Raw genomic sequence first — 19,009 nt, forward strand, 5'->3', positions numbered from 1 at the left:
GCTGCACAATGACCGTTCAACACAAACACCGCCCAACCTCGCCCCAAAGTCAAACAACTGATTCCGAGAGCATGATGCCAAGACTTGCCAGCGGAAAATTATTCAAATGAAAATGGCCTTCCAGGGCCTTTATAACGGCAAAAGCGGCTGCCCCATCTGGAGCAGCCGCTTTTGTTATTGAACAGGCAAAACTTAGTTTCTTACCTCAACGGTAACGCGTTTTTTGCCTTCTTTCTTCTTCACCTTCACTTTGTTTTCTCCACTGGAGAGTTTGGCTTTGGCTTCCTCTACCGCTTCATTTAGCAGGTCTGTCTGCTGAGTGCCTGATGCTGTAGTTTTGTCGGTGTCGTCTGGGCCTGGGTTTCCGTTGTCTACGATCTTCATTTCGCTGATCAGGTTGCTGGCTCCGGCATATTTGTCGATAATGAACAGCACGTAGCGAATGTCTACGTTGATGCAGCGTTTGTACTCGGGGTCGTATACCAGGTCGCCGGTCATGGCTTCCCAGTTGCCATCGAAGGCCAGCCCGATGAGCTCACCGTTGCCGTTTATAACCGGCGAGCCGGAGTTACCGCCCGTAATGTCGTTGTCGGTGATGAAGTTCACCACCAGTTCACCGTCCTTGTTGGCGTAGCGGCCGTAGTCTTTGGCCTCGTAGAGCTGCTTTAGTTTGGCAGGTACGATAAACTCCTCGTTGTTAGGGTCTTCTTTTGCCATCATGCCTTCCATGGTTGTGTAGTAGCTGTAGCGCACTGCATCCTGCGGGCTGTAGTCTTTTACGGCACCGTAGCTAAGGCGCAGGGTAGAGTTGGCATCAGGGTAGTACACCTTGTCGGGGTTCATCTGGCGCAGCGCGGCTACATAATGGCGGTTGGCAGTGGCCAGTTTGGCGTTGCTTTCGGCCAGGTGCGGCATAATATTGCTTCGGTAGTTGTCGATAATGCTGCTCACGAGCTGGTAGGCCGGGTCGTTTTCGAGTTGCTTTAGCGTCGGGTTTTTCAGGAAGGCCTCTGTCTGCTGCGCCGACACCAGGAAGGATTTGCTGTACACTTCATCAGCCAGTTTCTGGAAGTTGCCCTTGTGCTTCTGCACCAGCTTTTTGAACGACTCGGGCTGCTGCTCTTTGGCAATATCCTGGTGGTAAAACTGCAGCAGGGCTGCAAACACTTTTTTATCGGTGGCGGCATTGTAATCCTTGAAATGTGCTTCTACCCGTGGCCGGACATCCTCCACCGCCTGTTTTACGTTTGCGTCGTTCCCCGCCTTCAGCGCAGCGTGCAGTGCCGACATGCGGTAGGCGAGCAACAGCGACTCGGTGCCCAGAATGGCCTCGTTGAGGTAGATGTTGCCCAGGTTGTATTTCTCTATGTTGGCGTACGCATCCCGGATCTGGTTGAGCACATCGCCGTACTGCGCTTTCCGTTTCGGGTCGGCATTTACCCAGTTCTGGAAGGCGGCTTCGTCAGCTTCTTTTCCCTCCACGGTTTTCATGCGCTTAATACCCTCGTTCTGGCCAATAGAGTATTTGTAGTAGTTCGCGGTGGAGGCATGCTTAGAGGCATATTTAATGCGGGTCGCCGGATCTTTGTCCATGTCTTCTTTCCACAGCGCCAGTTTCTCCTCACGCAGCTTTATGCGCGTTTTATTAAGCTGGTTCAGCTCCAGTTTCAGGCCATGTGAGGTCATGAAGCGTTGTGTGCGGCCCGGAAAGCCGAACACCATGGCAAAGTCGCCCTGGTCTTTGCTGCTGATAGAAAGCGGCAGGAAGTGCTTTGGCTTGTAAGGCACGTTGTTCTGGCTGTAAGCGGCCGGCTTGCCGTCGGGGGCCATGTACACGCGGAACAGGGCAAAGTCGCCGGTGTGGCGGGGCCACATCCAGTTGTCGGTGTCGCCGCCGTATTTACCAACCGAAGAGGGCGGAGCACCTACCAGGCGCACATCCGTAAAGCGCTCGTACACGAACATGTAATATTCGTTGCCATTGAAAAAATCGCGCACATAGCTGATGTACTGGCCGTTGTTGCTGGCCTCGCGGGCGATGGCCTGCACACGCTGCCCCACTTTCTGGGCGCGCTCCTGCTCCGGCGTGTTGTTGTCGATGCCTTCTAATACCTGGCTGGTAACGTCTTCCATACGCACAAGTATGTCTACGAACAGGCTCGGGTTAGAAAGTTCCTGCTCTTTGGACTTGGCCCAGAAACCGTCGGTCAGGTAGTCGTTCTCGGTGCTGGAGTGCGACTGTATGGCGCTGTAACCACAATGGTGGTTGGTAAGCAGCAGGCCCTCCGGCGATACGAACTCGCCGGTACAGAAACCGCCGAACTGCACAATGGCGTCTTTGAGGCTGGCATTGTTCACGCTGTAAATTTCTTCGGCTGTGAGCTGCAGGCCCTGCTTCTGCATATCCACGTGGTTAAGGCGCTTGATGAGCAGCGGCAGCCACATGCCCTCGTCGGCCCTGGCCCCGAAAGGCAGGCTCAGCGAGACAAGGATCAGGAGTGAAAGGATTTTTCTGAACATATTGTTTTTTCGATGTAGTTTATAGATGCAAAAATAACAAAAACTGTGCATTATTGGTTAGATTAAAGAAGCCACACGTGTATACGTTCCCAAACTCTTCCTTGCCAGCTGCTGTTATATTTGCTGAAGCATGGAGGCGCAGGCTGCAGTACGTTGCTTCCTGAGGAGTGAGGCAAGGACGCAAAATTAAATTATTCTAATGAAAACAGCCCTCCAGAGCGTTTAGGCTCCTGGTGCCCGGTTGAAGAAATGTATAAAGATTCCTACATGACCTGGATTTTGCAGAAGCTATTCCTGGGGATTATTTGGGTGTACCAGCACCTGATTTCGCCCATAACGCCGGCCAGTTGCCGCTATACGCCTACCTGCTCCAACTACGCCATAGAGGCCATCAAAAAGTATGGTCCGTTTAAAGGCGGCTGGATGGGGCTGAAGCGCATTGGCCGCTGCCACCCCTGGGGCGGCAGCGGCTATGACCCGGTGCCGTAAGTTATTGCCAGGAATCACCCTTTGAAGCGTTTATGCTCTCTCTGAGTTTTGTTAAAGTCAATGCAGCCTGTAGAGAAAGGGTGGCATAGCATACCATACCATTACCTGCCTTGACCAGGATCTTGCAGCAATTATTTGAATAAAAGTGGTCCTGCTTTACTGCTGTGGCTGCTGCTCTGTGGTGGCTATGCCTACTAATTTTTTACATACTGTTGCCTGTTATCAGATGAAAGGAGTAGCGAAATTCGCTTCTTTCATCTTACCTGGCTTGCAAATTAAGCACAGGCAGGTGTCTGGTTCTCAGGCTTGGCTGTTTAGCTTCTTTTCTTTTTTCGACTCCATATACGAGTACGTTACCGGAACTAGCACCAGTATGGCGATTATTGCAATCAGCAGGACTTGCCGGACCATGCTGTCATCTACCAGTGCCAGGAGCGCGATCAGCAGGCCGCCGGCAAACCAGATGGGGCCGCTGAGCCGGTGCGTCTTTCGCCAGACGGTTTCGCTCTCCAGTGTCCAGGGGGTGCGTATGCCGATAAAATAGTTGGGTTTGAGGCTTTGCAGGTAGTTGCCCAGCGCCGCAACAAGCACACCGATGGAGATTAAGATAAGATTTAGGTTTACGGCTTGCTGGCCTGAAGCACTATATATACTATACACACCCAGGGCTGCCATAAACAGCACCAGCACAACCCGGATTCTGGCATAAACAGGGCTGGTATGTTCTATTTTTCGTTTCGGATCTATTTTGGGCAGCAGGAGCAGGAGCAGGTATAATCCAACGGTGATGAAGAGCAAAAGGCCAATTAGTATTGATTTATCTGCCCAGCCATCGGCCTCGCCCTGCAGGTTAAAATGTATGGGAACGCGTGCCGGAAGTTCCTGCCAGCTTAGCCACAGGTATACGAACGGCACCAGCATAACAAGCCACAAAAAAAATTCGGTTCTCAGGTTTACTTTTTTCATTGAGTTGATCATTAGTCTTTTAGTGTCACAAGCCAGTTCAGAATATCGTCGAGAACGGTGGTGCTGAGAGAGTAGATTACAAACTGGCCCTGCTTCTCCGATGTCACCAGTTCTGCCTGACTCAGGATGTCGAGGTGGTGTGAGATGCTGGGTTTTGTAATGTTGAAGGCCTCTGCGATCTCGCCAGCCGTCATGTCTTTTTCCTTGAGGAGCCTGAGGATGTCGCGCCTGGTCTGATCGTTGAGTGCCTTGAAGACCTTGTTCATGTAATTAGGTATTTAGACAAATGTCTAAATAAGTTTCGAAAAATAAAATAGTGCCGTAAATTTTTTTCTGGGTCAGTGCCTCGTCCGGCAAAGTCTAAAGGCCATTTGCGGATAATCCCGGAGGAGGTGCTGGCTGTGCCGGACGGTTTAGAAAAGCGCGACGCACAGATTATTCTAATAAAAACGGCCCTCCCAAACAACTCCTCCTGCTGCTGCTGTGCCCCGCAATACCCGAAAATTGCCTAGCTTTGTGCCATTAAAAGAGCATATGGCAGAAAAGACTTCCCGCGTTTACGGCTTGCAATTCGGATTACTTTGTCTGAGCTCCTTTCTTTTCTTTGCCAGCTTTAACATGCTTATCCCGGAGTTGCCCAACTACCTCACGAGCCTGGGCGGGGCAGAATATAAAGGACTGATTATCTCGTTGTTTACCCTCACAGCCGGCCTCTCGCGGCCCTTCAGCGGGAAACTGGCGGATAAGATCGGTCGCATTCCGGTAATGGTGGTGGGTGGGGCTGTGTGCCTGGCCTGCGGATTTTTGTACCCCCTTACCGGCTCGGTGGCCGCTTTTCTGCTGCTGCGGTTTGTGCATGGCTTTTCTACGGGTTTTACGCCTACCGGCATTGGCGCCTATGTGGCCGATATTATACCGGTGCACCGCAGGGGAGAGGCTACCGGCCTGCTGGGGCTGGCGGGCAGCCTGGGCATGGCGGCAGGTCCTGCCATGGGCGGCACCATTGCCAACCACTTCTCGCTGGATATTATGTTCTATGCCTCCTCTGCGCTGGCCTTTCTGGCCGTGGCCGTGGTGGCACGTATGCCCGAAACCCTGGATGAAACCCAGAAATTCAGGGTGGGGATGTTGAAAATAACCAGGAAAGAGATTTTTGAGCCCCGGGTGTTTCATCCCTCGCTGGTCATGTTTTTTACGATCTTCTCGTTTGGGGCGATCTTAACCGTAGTGCCCGATTTTAGTGAGCACCTGGGCATTCAGAACAAGGGCCTCTTTTTTACAAGTTTCACGCTCTCTTCGCTGGCCGTCAGGTTCCTGGCTGGCCGCCTATCCGATAAATACGGGCGCATTACCATCCTGAGACTGAGCGCTGCGGTGCTGGTGCTGGCGCTGGTGTGGCTGGGCATGGCCAAGTCGGCGGTAGATCTGCTCACGGCAGCCGCTATTTTTGGCCTTGCCTCGGGCATGAATTCCCCCACCATTTTTGCCTGGACCATAGACCTGAGTCACGAGGCGCACCGCGGCAGAGCCATGGCCACCATGTATATTGCCTTGGAGGCGGGCATCGGCATTGGTGCCCTCTCCTCCAGCTGGATCTACAACAACCAGTCAGCCAATTTCCCGCTGGTGTTCTTCACCTGTGCCGGCACTGCCCTGCTGGCTTTCTTGTACCTGATGCTCCTCGTGAAAAAGGAATAGCACTGTTAGCACGATTGCTATTGGGGTATCGGGGCAATTATTCTAATCAAAAATGCCCTCCGGAGGCTTTTCCGTTACTGCTATAGGTCCTGCTGTTGATCTTGTAGGTGGCTGCCATAATGCAGTTTGCTGCTGGCGTGTTGCAAAGGTTCTGGCGTTCCGCCTGATCATTTGCAGCTATGTGCTGCCAAAGATCAGGCGGATTAGTCTATTTGCAAGTATATTATCATATCATGATGTTGTAATTGTCCAAAAAAACATGGAGTATATTCAGCTTCTTTCGCAATATCTGCGTACTAGGGCAAAGCTGTTTTAGAGTGCCGGTTCTTCTGTCATGGCACAGATTTCAATAAGTTATAAGAAGAATTAGCAAAGCCGAAAGGTGGTGCAAGAGAAACAGCAGGAGTCTTTTTATTTATCAGTAAAAGTTAATGGCGAATGATTTTCAACAACCCGGTTCTTCTTGGGCTTGCAGGCATGTTGGTGTTGGGTAAAACGGAGAGCCCGACACGGCCTGAGCCAATTGCAATAAGTCAGGAAAAGTTTTTTGGCGTAGACCCCTCCACCTGCGAGGTTATAGAGTTTATGGAAGATGGCCTGAAGCAGGGAAACATAAGCGAGATTTTGAGCGAAGGAACTCCTGTCAGGATAACAGCCCAAAGGCGGCTGTCAGGCGGGCAATACGAGAGCGAAAATGCGGCCAGCCTGTTTGATACCAGCTATCCGGTTGCGGAAACCTCTGATTTTGAGACGCCTAACCCGAATGCGCTGCGGGCCATGGGCAAAGTGCTGACGGTAAATGGAAGCGAGGCCGGCGCGCCTACCCTTAACAAAAGCGGCGGCAAACTGGAGCTCGACTTCTCTGCCATGAATTCGATTACCCTCAAAGCCGTGCACGTGCTCGACATCACCAAATCAGACGCTGGCTCTAAATTGGAGTTGATTAATAAAAATGGTGAAATAATCAGAACCTTTCCCCTCCCGATTACGAATACTCATGGAGCGGTCAGACTAAACACTGGCGACGTAAAAGGAGTAGCTAAAATGAGAGTCGTGTTTGGAGATGAAAAGCATTCAACTGGCGGAGGCGCCATAGATGTCATCGAGTTTTGCCGCGATTAAATCAATTATTAACACTAACCATACCATTACCATGTATCCTAAAGTATTTATGATTTTCAGATCTTTAATATGCTTCATCAGTCAGGATGGAGTGTAGCGCTATATAAAATAGTTTTAAACTATTGCCTGAAACGCCTCACAACCTTTTAGTTGTGAGGCGTTTCTCTTTAAAGGCATACGGGCCTCCCAAAGCTGCTGAGCCCAACAACTGGCAACCAGACCAGCACGGGCAGATAAAAAAGCGAAAAGCCGATTTATAGCTGGTAAGCTGCTCTGCTCTAATTTCGCGGTTTTAAGTGCTCAAGCGCCTCCAGCTTGTGGTTTATGGCTTGCACCCGTATAACAGGAGCAGGTAAGCAGGTATGGCGGAAGATATAAACCAGAGCAGCCGGCAGTAACCTGCCCGATTTAAGAGAGCGCTTCTCTGGGAGTTCACTTTTTTGTATCTTTCAAGCTTAAATTCAGATTGGCGAAAGCCAGTACGATACTACCATGGATACTGCTTTTCTTGACTATTTATACCAGGAGCATCAAAAGGCACAACATCAGGTGTCTGACGCCGCTATTTGCGAGTTGATAGAGGGGGTGGTGCAGCTGCTTTTTCCTACCTTGTCAGATCGGCAGTTCAAGAGCCCGGAAGAGCTGAAAGCCTACGCGAAGGGGCTCAAAAAAGAGCTGCACAGGCTACTGAAGAGGATGCAGCCCGAGCTGCCTGCACCGGCAAAAGAACTCACCAACGGCTTGATGGAGCGTTTGCCCCACATACACCGGCTCCTGATGGAAGACGCCATGGCCATACTGGAGGGCGACCCGGCTGCCCGCCACCTGGATGAGGTGATCAGAACGTACCCCGGGTTCAAGGCAGTCGTGATCTACAGGCTGGCAAATGTGCTGTATCGTTTGCAGATACCGCTACTGCCGCGTGTGCTGTCGGAGTACGCGCATGCCAAAACGGGTATCGATGTGCATCCGGGCGCAGTTATAGGCACGCATTTCTGCATCGACCACGGCACGGGCGTGGTTATTGGCGAAACGGCCGTGATCGGGAACAACGTCAAAATATACCAGGGGGTTACTCTTGGCGCCCTGAGCGTAGATAAAGCCATGGCCTTTACCAAGCGGCATCCTACCATCGAAAATAATGTCGTGATTTATGCTGGCGCCACTATTCTGGGCGGTAATACCGTGGTTGGGGCGAACAGTATTATCGGAGGTAACGTATGGCTTACAGAGAGTGTGCCGCCTTACTCACGGGTATACCATCGTTCGCAGATACATGTCAGCCGCTCAGCCGGCCCTACAGAAGCATTAAATTATTCAATTTAAACTACATAAGAAATGAAAGCTACGAGCATTCTGGCAACAATAGGCAATACGCCTGTAGTACGAATTAATAAGCTGTTTAAGAACAAAGAGGTAGAGGTGTGGGTGAAAATGGAGCGCAGCAACCCTGGTGGCAGCATAAAAGACCGGATTGCGCTCTCTATGATAGAAGATGCCGAACAAAAGGGGCTGCTGCACAAGAATAGCATCATTATAGAACCCACTTCCGGTAACACCGGCGTAGGGCTGGCCATGGTGGCCGCCGTAAAGGGCTATGAGCTGATTCTGGTTATGCCGGAGTCTATGTCGATAGAGCGCAGGCGACAAATGGCAGCCTATGGAGCCAAAATGGAGCTGACACCACGCGAGAAAGGCATGAAAGGGGCCATTGAGCGGGCCAGGGAGCTGGCTGAGGAGAATGAGAACAGCTGGATGCCCATGCAGTTCGATAACGAGGCGAACACACGCATTCATATTGAGGGCACTGCCAAAGAGATTCTGGAAGATTTTCCGGAAGGGTTCGATTACTTTATTACAGGCGTTGGCACCGGAGGGCATATTACAGGAGTGGCCAAAGTGCTGAAAGCAAAATTTCCGCACATAAAAGTATATGCTGTGGAGCCGTCTGCATCGCCGGTGCTCAGCGGCGGACAGCCAGGGCCGCACCCATTACAGGGCATAGGTGCCGGGTTTATTCCTTCGATAATGGACACGAAGCTGCTGGACGGGGTGATTCAGGTAAAGCCGGAAGAGGCTTTTGACTATACCCGCCGGGCAGCAGCCGAAGAAGGCATTTTCTTGGGCATCTCCTCTGGGTCGTCGCTGGCGGCAGTGGCCCAGAAGCTGGAAGGCGAAATTCCCGCAGGCTCCCGCATCCTGACCTTCTGCTACGACACAGGCGAGCGCTACCTGTCGGTAGAGGGGCTGTTTGTGTAATTTATAGAGAGATTAAGGGCGCCTCCCTTAGCTGTTGCCTGGTGCTGCAGTTGGGGGAGGCGCTGTTGTTTTACTACGGGTATTTTTCAGCAGCACCCGGAGCAGCAAAGCCTTTGGAGGGGCGTTTTCATTGGAATAATTTGGCCTTAATAGCTGTATTGCCCGGCAGCAGCTATAGCTTTGTTAGTAACTGAAGGAAGTCTGCTTTTTTGCGGGTTGATACCTCAATTTCGGAGTTGTCGAGAAGTGTGACGTAGCCTCCTTTGCCCTTATTGTAGCTCCTGATGTAGGCAATGTTGAAGAGATGAGAATTGGGCACTTTGAAAAAGTTGTAATTTGCCAGTAGTTCTTCAAACTCTTTTAATGCTCTGAATATCAGCAGGTTTTGATTGTTGGCCAGGTAGATGTTGGTATAATTGGCTCCGGCATGGCACCTGATACTATCTTTGATGTTTACAAAGGTGTAGCTGTTCAGGGTGGGTAATACAATTCTTTTGGAAGAGCCTTTTAAATCGCTGAGGTTGTGCATGAGTACTTCCAGTTTACCTGACAACTGACTTTCCGAGATTTTTTCAGGCATTTTTCTACAGCCTGTCCCAGGTCATCGGCATCTATGGGTTTAAGCAGATAATCAAGCGCACTGCACTTTATGGCCTTTAGTGCAAACTTTTCGTAGGCCGTAGTGAAAACAAGTTCGAAGTTATGGTGATCCAGTTGCTGCAACAGCTCAAATCCGGTGTACATCAGAACCAAAACTGTGGCTGGCAAGTGGTCTTTGGTTAACCAGGAAGTTTTTTATTTGCCGGAGCAGTAGGAAGCCATTAACATACTACGGTTGGAGTATTTCTTTAAAGTTGGAGAAGGAAACCTGACGAACCCCCAAGCCTATACAGATTTTACCCCGGCTCCGGCTCTGGAACTGCAAGGCACCGATTTTGTAGCCAATACCTCCGACCTGGCAGCGGGCGAGAATTTCACGATCTATGTTAGAGCCTTCACCGAGAATGGCACTCCCAGCTTATACAGCAGCACCACCTTCGCTCTCAGAACCGTTACCGCTATTCTTGTAACCAGCATAGAGGCAACCGAGATAGACTGTGGCGAACCAGCAACCGGATCAATGACTGTTAATGCCACAGGTGGTGAGGGTACGCTGCAATATAGTATCGATGGGGAAAACTATTCCGCAGCCAATAATTTTGAAGGACTTGCTGCCGATGAGTATATATTAAAGGCAATATGTAGGGCTACGTGGAAAGCAGAGAAGTGGGGGTAACAGCCAAAGAAATGCCTGAAACACCCGTGCTGCAGGTTCAGGATGAGGAGGGAGGAATTCTGCTATCTGTCAGTGAGCCTGGCGGAGACCTGCAGTGGTACAGAGATGGCGCACCAGTAAAAAGTGCCACTGCCAACACCTTAGCTGTAGAGGAAGCCGGATCATATTATGTTACAGTTACCAGCGAAGATGGCTGTACCGCTGCATCAGAGCCGTTTAGTGTTACCAGCCTGGGGAACAATTATTTGTCACAGGCCACTTTGGTTTATCCAAACCCTGCCACCTCAGAACTGTTTATCCAATTGCCAAGCCAGGTTCAATCCGGCAAAGAAGTACAGTTGCACCTCTATAATTTGCAGGGGACCCCGGTGGCAGCATCAGAGTTTAACCATGTGGTGGATCAGCCTGTAAACGTAGAGCTGTCAGTGCTAAGCGAGAGCATGTATTTGCTTCGGCTGTTAGGTGAAGATCTGGTAATCGTAAAACGAGTCCAGGTATGGGGGCATTAAGTAGCGGTATATTTAAGACAACTTGTGTACAGATTGGTGGGTGCATAAAAAAAGCACTTACCAGTTTTACCTCGTAAGTGCTTGATTATCAGTGGAGAATATCGGAGTCGAACCGATGACCTCTTGCATGCCATGCAAGCGCTCTAGCCAGCTGAGCTAATCCCCCTTGTTTGTGATGCAAAAATAGAACAAATTTCTTGATTCCAAAATACCTGCAGCAAATTTCTTGAAAATAAAAAAGGCGGGGTGTTTTCCCCGCCTTTTCTGTGTGAGCTGGTATACCTCTTAGTTAAAGATATAGCGAAGACCGATCTGGCCTACCCATCTTGATCCACTGAGGGGATCGTCAGAGATGGTATAAGGTTTCGCGTCTGCAGGAAGCGAATATTTGTAAACAGGGGTGTTGCCTTCAAAGGTTAACAGATCCAGTACGGCAAAGTTGTTGTCCCAGTAAGATCCACCGAATCCGCTTCTTTCGCCCCAGTTTTTGTTCAGCAGGTTGCCTACATTGAGAATATCGACAGAAAGCTGCAGCGTATTGCGTTTGCCGGCTACATCCGTAAAGATGTCCTGAATAATTTTCAGGTCGAACTGATGCGTAAAGGGTGTTCTGGCGGCATTTCTTTCGGTATATTGTCCTCTGCGGTCTCTTAAGTAATCCCGCGATTCGATAAAAGAGTTAAGCTGGCTCCATTGTGCAGCCTGCTCAGCTTCTGTACCTGTAAAGGTGATTTCGCTGGCGTCTCTTGGCACATACATCAGGCTGAAGTGGTTGCTGTTCGACGTGGAGAAGGTAGACCGGTTCAGGTCGCCGCGCACGATGTAGGAATAAGCCGGGCCAGACTGACCTGTGTAAAACAGCGTAACAGAGGTGCCTAAGAAGTTCAGATATTCTTTTCTGTAAGAAACAGCGCCAACTATTCTGGAACCAACATTGTATGGAGAGAAGCCAACATCCACGTTATTGGAGCCATTTACAGAGGCCACCCTGTAGTAATTGGAGTGGTTCTGCGATGAGGTGCCCGGGAACAGATCCTTAGACTCAGTGTAGGAGTAGGCTATCGAACCGTAAAAACCGCTGTCGAAGGTTTTCTGAAGCTGCGCGGTGGCAGTCCAGGAGTAGCCTTTGTTCACGTTGTCGATATACACCACCTCTGTGTATTGAGAGAGTCTTCTTCTGGCATTGATGTCGGCTGGGTACACGAGCCTGTTGTCTGCTCCTGCCAAGGTTCCTTCGGGCTGCACGAGGTTGAGGTTGGTAAACCGGAAAGAGTTCAGGTTCCTGGAGTACATAAACTCTGCCGTACCGATCAGGCCAAAGGGCAGCTGCTGATCAATGGCAATGTTGGTTCTGGCAATTTGCGGCAATCTGAAGTTCTCGTCCAGTACCGTAATATTACCACCAGGGCCGGATGCTGCTGCTCTTTTGGGCTGGTTGTTGGGGTCAGCTACAAAGTTTACGTTGGCAGGAGCTCCCTGCGGGGTATTGATGCGGTTCTGGTCTAACAGCACACCAGACTGGGTGAAGGCGCCGCCCGCCCAGACAAACGGGAACCTGGAGGTGAAGATCCCGGTACCGCCTCTTACCTGTGTGGTTCTGTCGCCTTTTACATCCCAGTTAAAACCAACGCGCGGAGACCACATAAAGGCTGGCTTCGGCATTTTATTCGTCTGCACATTATACTGTTTGGCCAGTACAGAATTGTTGAAATCCTGGTTCTCCATGGGTTCATCCAGATAAACCGGTATGTCCATGCGGATACCGCCAGTAACTTTCAGGTTGTCCGTAACCTGGTACTCATCCTGGGCATAGAAACCAAGCTGCAGGGCCTTAAACTTAGCGCCTTCTCTTGGGTCGTCGGTTCTGCTGTACTGGTAGGTAAGGCTGTTGGCTAAGCCCAGCTGCCAGTTTTCGATAGCTGTTCTGGCCGGAATAGCGCCATTGGCAGATGCCGGTGACTGGTTAAATTCATAATCTCCAAACGCCTGGCCAATAAAGGCATTGTACATGTTGTAGAACTCGTTATGAGTGCCAAATGTGAACGTATGTTTGCCGGCAAAAATGTTCAGGTTATCGGTTAAGGTGAAGATATCCTGGTCGAGCTGGTTCACAGCGGAGAATGCCTCTGTGCCTAGGCTAACCGTTCTGCTGCCCGGCAACCGGAGCGTAACCCGCGGGAAAGGAGCGCCAGGAGCAGATCTTGGCTCTCTTACCCTGGTATAGCCCGCCACCAGGTTGTTGGAGATCCGGTCTGAGAAGCGGCTGTTGAGTTCTATTACGGCAGAAGAAGTGTTGCTTTCTCTCAGAATTGCGCCATTGGAAAATGTAATGGCCCTGGGCGTTCTGTTCAGTTGGGTTGTCTCTCCGAACGTGTAGCTGTAGCGGGTAGTCAGTTTGTGCCTGTTGGAAATGTTCCAGTCCAGCCTGCCGAAAATTTTCTGTGAGGAGTTTGTCTCTTCCTGGTCCATGAAGCTGCCTGGGTCGTAGCCCAATTCTCTGGCACGGGCAGCGATAGACTCCAACTCAGCTACGGCAAACTCTGATCCTGCCTGACCTGGGGCAAAGCTAAGTGGTGTTACTCTGTCGGTCTTTTCAGCATTCAGAAAGAAAAACAGCTTGTCTTTAATAATAGGGCCGCCTACACGGAAGCCATATTGCTTGTCCGTAAAGTTGGCAAAGCGGGTTCCTTCCTGTCCTTCGGCTAACAAGCCGCCAGGAGTTTTGCCGGCTAATTTCTCGTTTCTAAAATAATAGTAGGCTGAGCCTGAAAAGTCGTTGGTACCGGAGCGGGTAACGGCAGAGATACCGCCACCGGCAAAGCCGCCTAAGCGAACATCGAAGGGGGCAATCTGCACGTTGAACTGCTCAATGGCATCAAGCGAAATAGGAGAGGTGCCGGTGCTACCGCCGTTGGTACCCGTGTCAGAAAGGCCGAAAACATCGTTGCTCACGGCACCGTCTATGGTAAGCTGGTTAAATCTGTTGTTGATACCGGCAATAGAAATAGAGCTTCCTTTAATATCAGCCTGGGGTGTTAAGCGGGCGAAATCGTTGATGCCCCGCGTAACAGTAGGAAGCGTAGCGATTTGCTCCGTTCTGATGGTGGTGGAGGCACCGGTTCTGTCGCCGTTTATCACATTGTCGCGGTTGCTCACAACTTCTACCTGGCCCAGCGACAGGCTGTTGGGGCTGAGCGTAAAGTTCAGGTTAAGCGTCTGGCCAAGCGTTAGAGAGATATTTTCGGTTACTTTATCCTGAAAGCCTACAAACGAAACCGTAATGGTGTAGGGGCCACCTACCCGCATGTTCTGTATGCTAAATCTGCCTTGGGTATTGGTAGGGGCTGCATATTGGGTGTTGGTGGGGGTATGTACTGCCACAACCGTTGCACCAGGTAGTTCGGCACCACTGTCGTCCCGTACCACGCCACTCATAGAGGCGGTAGTGCTACCCTGTGACCAGGCAAGCTCTACAGGTAAAACAAGTGCCAGTATTAAGGCAATCTTAAAATAAAAGTTCTTCATGAAGTAGTTTTTTTTACAAAGTTAGCAAGTGTTGGTTTGGGTAAAGTTAAGATTGTGTTAAGAGTTGTAGGTTGCGTGTAAAGGTGATGGACATGCTACATAGGCAGAAGGAATTAGATTATAAGATGCGCGGGGTAGCCTGGCTTAAAGTGGCGGCCTGACTGCCTTGATGAATATTTTCTGATAGTGGTCTGAGAATAAGTTGTTTTCGATAACGCCAAGGCTGGTGGAGGCATGAATGAATTTGATCTCCTGGCTGCTGATAACCTCCGTAACCATGCCCACATGCGTTACTTCGCGGCTGTTTCTGGAGGCCCCGAAAAATACAAGATCACCCTCTCTGAGTTCTCTTACCCTGACAGTTTTGCCAAAGCGGCTCTGCTCCTCTGAGGTGCGGGGGAGTTTTACATTGATGCTCTCGAACGAGGTGCAGAGCAGGCCGGAGCAATCCATGCCCACCCGTGAGGTGCCGCCCCATCGGTAGGGGGTGCCGGTATAGGAGCGCGCCGTCTGGATAACGGTGGCAATGTTGTGGTCGATGTTCCGGCTGGGCATCCGGGTGCGGCTCGTGCGGTCTTTAGAGCCTTCCGGCGGGGTTTTCTTATTTCTGCCGGCAAATTTACCGGCCCTGCGGGCCTCTTTTTTTTCCTGGGCTATCTGACGTGCCGACTTGTAGTTTTCGCCCCGTTTGCTGAAAGTTGGCCCTGATGACTGGCAGGAGGCCACAAAAATCAGTAAGGATAAAAGAAGGCCGGAAGCTGTGAAGAATTTTCTCAATGTGTTCATCCAACAAGAATTGATGCAAAATTATAAAAGAAGTATAAACTTAAAGAATACGGCTCATTAAAAAAATGAAATTTTTTGAGACTGCTGCGGCATCGGTCGCAGGAGGCGTTTTAAAGCCCTTTTTAGACCTGTAAAACTGGACTCCCTCACTACTGCGGACCTGTGCCGGCGCTATCTCCCCGGAGTAGTAACGGAATGAAAACTGTTCCTATTATGTGGTTTCAATATAGCGTATATCTTATATTATGAAGCTAGCCAGCAGGTGTCCTCAGGCCCGGATTATTCTAATAAAAAAGCCCCTCCGGAGGTTCTGCTGCTCCGCAGCCACAAAAACACGAGAACCGTGCAGGTGTCGGGCTGCACGGTTCTCGTGTGTAGATTCGGTGGGTAATAGATCGTAAGGTACGGTATTGGCTTTTTGCGGCTTTACAGGCTGCCAGTTCGTCTGTTCCTGGTCAGGAGCTCGCTGTCCATTCCCCGCAGGTTGTGCCATGATTGCATCAGGTTGATGTGAGATTCGTTTACGGGCACCTTGGCCCGGTACTGAAAGTCCTGCTCCGGGCTGGCCATTTCAAAGAGGTGCTCCTGCTGTTGCGTTTCCTGGGCTGTGCTGAGGTTTGCTCTTAATACGGCTTCTTCCAGCATTTTATCTTTTCTCATAATGTGTGTCTTTTTATGTTCTACAATGTTTTAAGAAGACAGCGGCATCGTTTCGCGCTTTTTTCTCTCCTCCACCATAAAGTTGTTTAAGTAGTCTGAGATGTCATCCATGCCGCCGCCTTCTATAGAGTACGTACTGTTGTCGAGATGGATGACATAACACTCGTGAAAAAATTGTTTCCATTTCTGCAGCGATTTCATGGCAGATAGTTTGTCGTACTCCCCCCATAGCAATAACGTGGCGATATTCTGTATGGCGCTTCGCTTTTGCCATTGCTCGTTGTACCAGGCCGTGATTTCGGCCAGCTCCCGGGCTTCTGGCAGCACTCGTTTTGATGGTGTCTGCGCGGCGGCATCTGCCGCCTCCAGGCTGCTGGCCAGTTTTTTGACCAGCGTGGGCCTGAAAGCATGAAGCCGGGCATAGAGCAGCTTGCCCAGGTGCAAAACAGGCCGGTTGCCAGCTCCGGCCTGCCGGGCGCTCTTGGTAAAGGAGCAGCTGGAGGTGTTTAACAGCATCAGGCTTCTGATATTGCCGGCATGCTGAATGGCATAGGCCAGCCCTGCAGGCGTGCCCGCATCGTGCAGGAGCATATGTATGTCTTGCAGCTGCAGGTGTGCCAGCAGCTGCTCTACCAAGTAGGCATGGGTCTTGGGGTTGTAGGTCCAGTCTGCGGGCTCTCCGGTTTGTGTTGGCACAAAGGCCTCTATGGCAATGCACCGGTGCTGGCTACTGAGCTTATTCAGCAGTGGACGGTAATGTGTAGGCCACAAGGGCGTGCCATGCACGATTACGACAGGGGTGCCTTCGCCTTCGTCAATGTAGGTTAATCTGCCCGAGGGCAGATCCAGGAAACCGGACCTGAAAGATTTGGCACCTGTATCCTTGCTGTGTGATTTCATATGCTAGCAATTGTTGTCCTTAGTGATATACTTTATAGCGGATGGGAGGTTGTTGTTTTTGAGCGAAAAGAACTACCTTCAGGCCTTAAAAAGTGGTGCTGCTGTAGCAAATGCAGCAGATCAGCACTGTTGTAAAACGATAGGTAAGCATAAATGTGTGGGATAGCAGGTGTTTTTGCGTTTTCGGAGCCGGGAGTAGCGGCAATTGCCAGGCTGGAGGCCGCCGCCGCAACGCTGGCCCACCGCGGCCCCGATGGCGCAGGCATGCTCGTAAAGGGCAGGGCCGGGCTGGCTAGCCGCCGGCTGGCAGTGATCGCGCCCGGACGGGAAGCTGACCAGCCGATGAGCGATGCCTCAGGGCGCTATACGATGGTGTACAACGGCGAAGTGTTTAACTACCAGGCCCTCCGCAGAGACCTGCAGGCAGCAGGGTGTGAGTTCAGGACCGCTTCCGATACGGAGGTGCTGCTGCAGCTCTACCAGAAAGATGGCCCCGACTGCCTGAAGAAACTAAAAGGATTTTTTGCTTTCGCCATTTACGATGCCTCCGAAGAAACCCTGTTTTTAGCACGTGACCGATACGGCGAAAAACCGTTGTATTTCTACAAAGATGCCGACAAGTTCCTGTTCGCCTCCGAACTTTCTGCACTTATGGCCCTGGGCGTTCCACGTGAAGTAGACGCTGCCTCCCTTTACCAGTACCTGCAGCTAACCTATGTGCCTGCCCCGGCTTCTATGCTGCAAGGGGTGAAGAAACTGTTGCCCGGGCACTCGCTCCACCTCAAGGGCAGTCGGGTGCAGGAGCAGGTGTGGCACCGGTCTCCTTTCAACAGCGACAAGGCGGCCGTCAACCCCTTGCCTTATCCGCAGCAGCAGGCCAAGCTAAAGCGGCTGCTGGACCAGGCCGTGCAGCAGCGCCTGACCGCCGATGTGCCGGTAGGGGCCTTCCTGAGCGGTGGCACAGACTCGTCGGTGGTAGTGGCGTTGGCAGCCAGGCACACGCCCCGGCTCAGGACTTTTTCCCTGGGCTTTACCGACAGCCCTTATTTCGACGAAACAAATTATGCGCGGCTTGTCGCCCAAAAGCTGGGCACCGACCATACCGAGCTGCGCCTGAGTACAGCGCAGTTGCGGGAGTATCTGCTGCCCATGCTAAACTCCCTCAGCGAACCCTTTGCCGATTCCTCTGCCCTGGCCGTGTATGCCCTCAGCCAGCATGCCAGCCAACAGGTAAAGGTGGTGCTCTCCGGCGATGGTGCCGACGAGCTATTTGGCGGCTATAACAAGCACCTGGCCGAATACAGGCTCCTGCAGGGCGGAGTAGAGGCAGGGGCTGTAAAAGCCCTCGACTTTTTGTGGAGCAGGCTGCCTTCGTCCCGAAACTCCTTTTTCGCCAACAAGGTCCGGCAGTTTCACCGGTTTGCCACAGGGGCGCGGCTCACGGCGCAGGAGCGGTACTGGCTCTGGGCAACCTGGCAGAGTGAGCAGGAAGCCCTGGCACTGCTGCGCCCGGAGCAGCGGCTCGCTGCCTCCGGCAGGCTCTACAGGGCCAGAAAAGGCCGTTTAACTTCCTGTATCGACAATGCCCGCCCTGATCTGAACAGCGTGCTCTGTGCCGACACACAACTGGTGCTGAGCAACGACATGCTGGTGAAAATCGACCTGATGGGCATGGCCAACGGACTGGAGATCAGGAGCCCGTTCCTGGATCACAAAATCGTGAAATTTGCGGCCTCGCTGCCGGTAGCCTCTAAAGTCAATATGACCCTCCAGAAAAAGATCCTGAAAGAGACATTCCGGCAGGAACTGCCGGAGGAGCTGTTCAGGCGTCCGAAAAAAGGATTCGAAGTGCCATTGGCTGCTCTATGGCGCGGGGAGGTACAGGAGCAGCTGCGAGAGCTTCTTTCGGACGACTTTATTTCTGGCCAGGCCATTTTTGATTTGCAGGAAATCAGGCAGCTGCGAAAGCAGGTGTCCGCTGCCGGCCCTGGCGGAAGCCACGCCGCCACCCGCCTGTGGACTATACTTGTATTCCAGTTCTGGTGGAGGAAATGGATAGTGGGTACTGTCTAAAAACCGGAAAATGTGTTGTGTGGCAGCAGCAGAGCCTCCGGAGGGCTGATTTCATTGGAATAATTTGCTTGCTGATTGTTAAATGGCTGCATGGTTATATGGTTGATGTGGAGATGAATAACCGGAAAAAGCTGTTATAAAATGATCCACTCTTCAAGCATAACTTTTAAAGAAGGTCCTGTGTCCTTTTCTAATAGCAGCAGAGCCTCTGGAGGGCACTTTTTAT

General features: G+C 51.3%; 16 protein-coding genes and 1 tRNA gene. 8 read left to right on the plus strand and 9 right to left on the minus strand.

Annotation, left to right across the window (positions count from 1 at the left end):
• Positions 1-192: 192 nt before the first annotated feature.
• Positions 193-2,520 carry a S46 family peptidase gene (locus FJM74_RS13660; RefSeq protein ID WP_187263177.1) on the minus strand — a complete coding sequence of 776 codons (2,328 nt, stop codon included), beginning with the start codon at positions 2,518-2,520 and terminating at the stop codon, positions 193-195.
• Positions 2,521-2,787: 267 nt separating this feature from the next.
• Between FJM74_RS13660 and yidD the strand changes: the two genes are divergently transcribed.
• The gene (gene yidD, locus FJM74_RS13665; RefSeq protein ID WP_187263178.1) at positions 2,788-3,009 is read left to right on the plus strand and encodes a membrane protein insertion efficiency factor YidD; all 222 of its coding nucleotides are present in this window, start codon (positions 2,788-2,790) and stop codon (positions 3,007-3,009) included.
• A 300-nt stretch (positions 3,010-3,309) separates the two neighbouring features.
• Here the strand turns inward: yidD and FJM74_RS13670 are convergent, their stop codons facing one another.
• Both FJM74_RS13670 and FJM74_RS13675 read right to left on the minus strand, forming a co-directional pair.
• A complete protein-coding gene (locus FJM74_RS13670; protein ID WP_187263179.1) occupies positions 3,310-3,975 on the minus strand; it encodes an SdpI family protein in 666 nt (221 codons plus the stop codon).
• Positions 3,976-3,986: 11 nt separating this feature from the next.
• Entirely contained in the window at positions 3,987-4,241 is a 255-nt protein-coding gene (locus FJM74_RS13675) for an autorepressor SdpR family transcription factor (RefSeq protein ID WP_187263180.1), read from the minus strand.
• Positions 4,242-4,509: 268 nt separating this feature from the next.
• On the opposite strand from FJM74_RS13675, the gene FJM74_RS13680 reads away from it, so the two are divergent.
• The 4 genes from FJM74_RS13680 (at position 4,510) to cysK (ending at position 9,054) form a co-directional block, all read left to right on the plus strand.
• Positions 4,510-5,673, plus strand: coding sequence for an MFS transporter (locus FJM74_RS13680; RefSeq protein ID WP_187263181.1), 1,164 nt, complete (start codon positions 4,510-4,512; stop codon positions 5,671-5,673).
• Between the two features lie 438 nt (positions 5,674-6,111).
• Entirely contained in the window at positions 6,112-6,795 is a 684-nt protein-coding gene (locus tag FJM74_RS13685; protein WP_187263182.1) for a hypothetical protein, read from the plus strand.
• Between the two features lie 492 nt (positions 6,796-7,287).
• Complete coding sequence (gene epsC, locus FJM74_RS13690; protein WP_187263183.1) at positions 7,288-8,121, plus strand: serine O-acetyltransferase EpsC; 834 nt, start codon at positions 7,288-7,290, stop codon at positions 8,119-8,121.
• A gap of 12 nt (positions 8,122-8,133) precedes the next feature.
• Positions 8,134-9,054 (plus strand): cysteine synthase A, encoded by a 921-nt coding sequence (cysK, locus tag FJM74_RS13695; RefSeq protein ID WP_187263184.1) that lies wholly within the window; start codon positions 8,134-8,136, stop codon positions 9,052-9,054.
• 172 nt (positions 9,055-9,226) lie between these two features.
• On the opposite strand, the gene FJM74_RS13700 is transcribed toward cysK, so the two are convergent.
• Positions 9,227-9,634, minus strand: a complete 408-nt coding sequence (locus tag FJM74_RS13700; protein WP_187263185.1) for a LytR/AlgR family response regulator transcription factor — start codon at positions 9,632-9,634, stop codon at positions 9,227-9,229.
• Between the two features lie 255 nt (positions 9,635-9,889).
• Between FJM74_RS13700 and FJM74_RS13705 the strand changes: the two genes are divergently transcribed.
• Positions 9,890-10,330 carry a hypothetical protein gene (locus FJM74_RS13705; protein WP_187263186.1) on the plus strand — a complete coding sequence of 147 codons (441 nt, stop codon included), beginning with the start codon at positions 9,890-9,892 and terminating at the stop codon, positions 10,328-10,330.
• Complete coding sequence (locus FJM74_RS13710; RefSeq protein ID WP_187263187.1) at positions 10,306-10,839, plus strand: T9SS type A sorting domain-containing protein; 534 nt, start codon at positions 10,306-10,308, stop codon at positions 10,837-10,839. Before FJM74_RS13705 ends, FJM74_RS13710 begins: the two co-directional genes overlap by 25 nt.
• Positions 10,840-10,931: 92 nt before the next feature.
• On the opposite strand, the gene FJM74_RS13715 is transcribed toward FJM74_RS13710, so the two are convergent.
• From FJM74_RS13715 to FJM74_RS13735, 5 genes are all read right to left on the minus strand, one after another.
• Positions 10,932-11,005: transfer RNA gene (locus FJM74_RS13715), tRNA-Ala, on the minus strand.
• Between the two features lie 119 nt (positions 11,006-11,124).
• A complete protein-coding gene (locus tag FJM74_RS13720) occupies positions 11,125-14,364 on the minus strand; it encodes a TonB-dependent receptor (RefSeq protein ID WP_187263188.1) in 3,240 nt (1,079 codons plus the stop codon).
• Between the two features lie 144 nt (positions 14,365-14,508).
• The gene (locus tag FJM74_RS13725) at positions 14,509-15,150 is read right to left on the minus strand and encodes a C40 family peptidase (protein ID WP_194350007.1); all 642 of its coding nucleotides are present in this window, start codon (positions 15,148-15,150) and stop codon (positions 14,509-14,511) included.
• 426 nt (positions 15,151-15,576) lie between these two features.
• Positions 15,577-15,810, minus strand: coding sequence for a hypothetical protein (locus FJM74_RS13730; protein WP_187263189.1), 234 nt, complete (start codon positions 15,808-15,810; stop codon positions 15,577-15,579).
• A 30-nt stretch (positions 15,811-15,840) separates the two neighbouring features.
• Complete coding sequence (locus FJM74_RS13735) at positions 15,841-16,710, minus strand: alpha/beta fold hydrolase (RefSeq protein WP_187263190.1); 870 nt, start codon at positions 16,708-16,710, stop codon at positions 15,841-15,843.
• A gap of 153 nt (positions 16,711-16,863) precedes the next feature.
• Between FJM74_RS13735 and asnB the strand changes: the two genes are divergently transcribed.
• Positions 16,864-18,783 (plus strand): asparagine synthase (glutamine-hydrolyzing), encoded by a 1,920-nt coding sequence (gene asnB / locus FJM74_RS13740; protein ID WP_187263191.1) that lies wholly within the window; start codon positions 16,864-16,866, stop codon positions 18,781-18,783.
• Positions 18,784-19,009 lie beyond the last annotated feature (226 nt).

The organism is Pontibacter beigongshangensis, assembly GCF_014332515.1.
GTDB classification, from domain to species: Bacteria; Bacteroidota; Bacteroidia; order Cytophagales; family Hymenobacteraceae; genus Pontibacter; species Pontibacter beigongshangensis.

What these genes read in the sequence shown, in the direction of transcription:
- FJM74_RS13660 (WP_187263177.1), bottom strand. Translation starts at nt 2,520, where the DNA reads ATGTTCAGAAAAATCCTTTCACTCCTGATCCTTGTCTCGCTGAGCCTG.
- yidD (WP_187263178.1), top strand. Translation starts at nt 2,788, where the DNA reads ATGACCTGGATTTTGCAGAAGCTATTCCTGGGGATTATTTGGGTGTAC.
- FJM74_RS13670 (WP_187263179.1), bottom strand. Translation starts at nt 3,975, where the DNA reads ATGAAAAAAGTAAACCTGAGAACCGAATTTTTTTTGTGGCTTGTTATG.
- FJM74_RS13675 (WP_187263180.1), bottom strand. Translation starts at nt 4,241, where the DNA reads ATGAACAAGGTCTTCAAGGCACTCAACGATCAGACCAGGCGCGACATC.
- FJM74_RS13680 (WP_187263181.1), top strand. Translation starts at nt 4,510, where the DNA reads ATGGCAGAAAAGACTTCCCGCGTTTACGGCTTGCAATTCGGATTACTT.
- FJM74_RS13685 (WP_187263182.1), top strand. Translation starts at nt 6,112, where the DNA reads ATGATTTTCAACAACCCGGTTCTTCTTGGGCTTGCAGGCATGTTGGTG.
- epsC (WP_187263183.1), top strand. Translation starts at nt 7,288, where the DNA reads ATGGATACTGCTTTTCTTGACTATTTATACCAGGAGCATCAAAAGGCA.
- cysK (WP_187263184.1), top strand. Translation starts at nt 8,134, where the DNA reads ATGAAAGCTACGAGCATTCTGGCAACAATAGGCAATACGCCTGTAGTA.
- FJM74_RS13700 (WP_187263185.1), bottom strand. Translation starts at nt 9,634, where the DNA reads ATGCCTGAAAAAATCTCGGAAAGTCAGTTGTCAGGTAAACTGGAAGTA.
- FJM74_RS13720 (WP_187263188.1), bottom strand. Translation starts at nt 14,364, where the DNA reads ATGAAGAACTTTTATTTTAAGATTGCCTTAATACTGGCACTTGTTTTA.
- FJM74_RS13725 (WP_194350007.1), bottom strand. Translation starts at nt 15,150, where the DNA reads ATGAACACATTGAGAAAATTCTTCACAGCTTCCGGCCTTCTTTTATCC.
- FJM74_RS13730 (WP_187263189.1), bottom strand. Translation starts at nt 15,810, where the DNA reads ATGAGAAAAGATAAAATGCTGGAAGAAGCCGTATTAAGAGCAAACCTC.
- FJM74_RS13735 (WP_187263190.1), bottom strand. Translation starts at nt 16,710, where the DNA reads ATGAAATCACACAGCAAGGATACAGGTGCCAAATCTTTCAGGTCCGGT.
- asnB (WP_187263191.1), top strand. Translation starts at nt 16,864, where the DNA reads ATGTGTGGGATAGCAGGTGTTTTTGCGTTTTCGGAGCCGGGAGTAGCG.